The sequence below is a fragment of the Streptomyces yerevanensis genome, assembly GCF_000716805.1.
GTDB lineage: Bacteria > Actinomycetota > Actinomycetes > Streptomycetales > Streptomycetaceae > Streptomyces > Streptomyces flaveus.
Genome location: NZ_JNWJ01000155.1, coordinates 1 through 3462 on the forward strand (window position 1 = coordinate 1; position 3462 = coordinate 3462).

Sequence of the window (3462 nt, forward strand, 5' to 3'; positions counted from 1 at the left end):
ACGCCCACCGCGTCGGACAACGGGTCTGGGTATACGGCGCCCAGTCCTACCGCCCCTTCGGCACCGCCGCCCAGTACACCCTCGTACCCGACCACCAGGCCGCACCCCTGCCCGACCACCTCAGTGACGAGCTGGGCGCGAGCCTCGGCATCCCCGGCATCACCGCCCACCGCACCGTCTTCGCCGACGGCCCGGTCGACGGCCGACTGGTCCTGGTCCACGGAGTCCTCGGCGGCGTCGGCTCCCTGGCCGCCCAGCTCGCCCACTGGGCCGGCGCCACCGTGATCGCCACCGTCCGCCGCACCGCGGACCTCGACCACGTCGACCCGGCCGCCGTCGCCCACGCCATCGCCCTGGACACCAATGACCCGGCGGCCGCGATCCGCGCCCACGCGCCGCGGGGCGTCGACCGGATCATCGAGGTCGCGCTGTCCGACAACGCCGACCTCGACAACGCCGTCGCCGCCAACAACGCCGTCATCGCCGCCTACGCCACCCGCACGGACCGCACCGAGATCCCCTTCTGGCCGCTGCTGTTCAACAACGTCACCCTGCGGCTGCTCGGCAGCGACGACTTCCCCGCCGAGGCCAAGCGCCAGGCCGCCCGCGACCTCACCTCCGCCGCCGCCGTCGGCGCCCTCACCGTCGCCGCCGGCGACCGTCACCCGCTGGACGACATCGCCAAGGCCCACGACCACGTCGACGCCGGCGGAGGCCACGGCCGCATCCTGCTCACCATCCCCCAATAGCACAGACTCGGAACACTGCCCTGCCCAACTGCCTAAGAACCCATCTTCAAACCGGTGAGAGGCCTGACCGAGATACGGTCAAAGGGGCAACGGGATGGATAGCTGCCGTGGGGACGAGGTTTGTGACGGTTCTTGTGAGCCCTCGCCGTATTTCAGGGGGATGTCCGCGCTGCTCTGCCAGCGGCAGAACAGCCGCTGGACCGGGCTCGACGATCACTACAGTCCAGTCTCATGACGACGATTACGACGCGTACGGTCGAGTACCCGGCCGACGGTCTGACGATGATCGGGCACCTCACGCTCCCGGCCGGTGTCGACCGCCGGCCCGCAGTGCTGCTCGGACCAGAGGGCACGGGGCTCAGCGACGTCGAGCGCCGCCGGGCCGATGCTCTCGCCGAGCTGGGATACATAGCGCTGGCCTTCGACCTTCACGGCGGGCGCTATTTGAGCGACCCCGAGGAGATGCTGGCCCGTTGCCTGCCGCTGCTCGCTGATCCCGACCGGATGCGAGGCATCGGCCATGCGGCGCTCGACGTGTTGCGCACCGAACCGCGGACCGACCCCGACCGGATCGCCGCCGTCGGCTACGGCACCGGGGGCGCCATTGGGCTGGAACTCGGGCGCGACGGCGTCAACCTGCGCGCGATCGGCACAGTCAACGCACTGACCACGGGCCGACCGGGCGAGGCGGCGCGCATTCGCTGCCCGGTGTGGGCCGGGGTCGGGTCGGAAGACCCGATCATGCCGCCCGCGCAACGGAACGCGTTCACCGCTGAGATGCAGGCCGCGGGCGTCGACTGGCGCCTCGCGGTCTACGGCGGCGCCTTGCACGCCTTCCATCACCCGCCGGTCGACCACCCCACGGTCCCCGGCGTCGGCTACCACCCACAGCACGCGCAGCGAGCCTGGCGCGACGTCGTCGACCTGCTCGCCGAGTGCCTGCCCGTGACGGAGGATCTGGGGACATGACCCAGGCGAACATGCTGGCCCCCAGGCTTGGTCGGCGTCATGCACTGACCCGGCCGAGCGCGAGGCGGTCCTGAACGACGCGATGGACGGCATCGTCGCGTCCATCGCGATGCCGCTCCCGTCGGACCTGTGACGCCTCAAGCAGCGTGGACGGGTTCGGCAGATCGGGGCAGGGATGCGTTGGGCTGGACGGCGGGCCGGGTGAGTCTGCGGGTCATGAGCGTGATCGAGGCAAGGGTGAGCATCGCCTCGGAGTGCTCAGGCCGGGTCTCGTAGTCGCGCACGTTTCGACGCGCATGCGATAACCAGGCCGTTGGGTCGGCCGCGCGGCGAGCACCTCGCCGCGCGGCCGACCCAACGGCCTGGCTCGCCGGCTGCCGCCGCCTCCACCGACGCTACGAACGCAAAGCCGACCACTTCCTCGCCTTCACCAGCATCGCCTGCACCCTCATCTGCTGCCGCAGGCTCTGCGGGGCACGTTCAAGTGCCCCCCACGGGCATGGAACGCCTTCGCCGCCCCGCAGGTTGGCCGCCCACTTGTCGTCCTGCGTGCCTTCACCGGCCGCTCCTCCTCGGTGGCAGGGGCTAGGGAGAACGGGGTGCAGCCGGACGGAGGACGCAGCTGCCACGGTACGAGGGCGTGCGGGAGGTGGCTAATCATTGGCCCGGCCGTCGGGATGTGCCCGTCAGGCCCTTGACCAGGTGCCGCTTCGACGGAGGACGGGGAAGAGAGCGGGTCTGCGTGGTGAAGTGTGTGCCTCTGATAACTCCGACAGCAGGGAGCGTTCCTTCCGATGACCACACAGCCCGCACGCCCTGAGCGCAGCGGTCCCGAGACCGCCTCGGTGATGGATGTCTCGCCGTTCAAGCCTTCTCTTGTCAAAGCGGTGTTCAGGGACGTGACCCCGATGCACGTCTCTCGGTCGGCCGCGTGGGCCGCCGCGTCGGTGACGCGGACAGTGCTGACGGAGATCATCGACGGCGCGAGGAGAGCGGCGGCGGCGGAGGCCCGGAAGAAGCTGATTCCCGGGGACCTTCTCTCGGCGATCGACCGGAACGTCGAGCTCGAGGTGGGGACCAAGTGGTACGACCACAGCCCGACGTTTCAAGGCCTGACCGGTGTCCTGCACGACGCCGAGGGCGTCATCGTGCCTTCTCGTAAGCGCAGTAGGTCGCGCAAACCGAGTGCTGTGGTCGGCGCCCACAGGTTCGAGGCTGGGGTCAAGAAGCTGCTGCGGAGCCAGAGGGCGACGGCCGTCCCAGCGATGGTCCGCGACCTGGACGGAATCGCGAGCGTGTTCCTGACGGACCTCGCCCGGGACGCGGCCATGGTCGTCCGCGAGGGCGGGGTCAAACGTTTCGGTACGGTCACCCTAGTGATGTCGGGCGAACCGGCCCCACCCCCGTTCCTCAAGGATTCCCTCCGGGCACTGTCCACCCGCAGGGGGGACGGGCGGACCATCGGCAGGGATGACATCCTGGCCGCCACCACGATTCAGTTGTTCGGCGGCAACCTCAGGCAGCGAGCCCTCACCGAAGCACGCAAGGCGACACAGAACACTTCGGTCGGCTGAGCGGGTGCGACCAACATCGCTGCCTGCACCCTCATCTGCTACCGCAGACTCGCCAAATGAGATGGCCTCTAAGAGGTCGTTTTCTCCCGTTGTTTCATCCCGGTATGCGGAGTTGGTTCGGTGATGTCGGGTCGCGCCAGGAGATGATGGCCTCGCCGGTGAGACGGCGG

At 69.5% G+C, this 3462-nt stretch carries 3 protein-coding genes and 1 pseudogene; all 4 read left to right on the forward strand.

Annotated elements, in window-relative coordinates:
• On the forward strand, nt 1–749 hold a 749-nt coding region (locus tag OP79_RS48585), incomplete at its 5' end, for a zinc-binding dehydrogenase (protein ID WP_033329648.1).
• A 231-nt stretch (nt 750–980) separates the two neighbouring features.
• Nucleotides 981–1718 (forward strand): dienelactone hydrolase family protein, encoded by a 738-nt coding sequence (locus OP79_RS50265; RefSeq protein ID WP_106972681.1) that lies wholly within the window; start codon nt 981–983, stop codon nt 1716–1718.
• A 360-nt stretch (nt 1719–2078) separates the two neighbouring features.
• A pseudogene (locus tag OP79_RS53465) lies at nt 2079–2186 on the forward strand (IS5/IS1182 family transposase); the annotation flags it as partial.
• Between the two features lie 326 nt (nt 2187–2512).
• Entirely contained in the window at nt 2513–3292 is a 780-nt protein-coding gene (locus OP79_RS48595; protein ID WP_033329649.1) for a hypothetical protein, read from the forward strand.
• Nucleotides 3293–3462 lie beyond the last annotated feature (170 nt).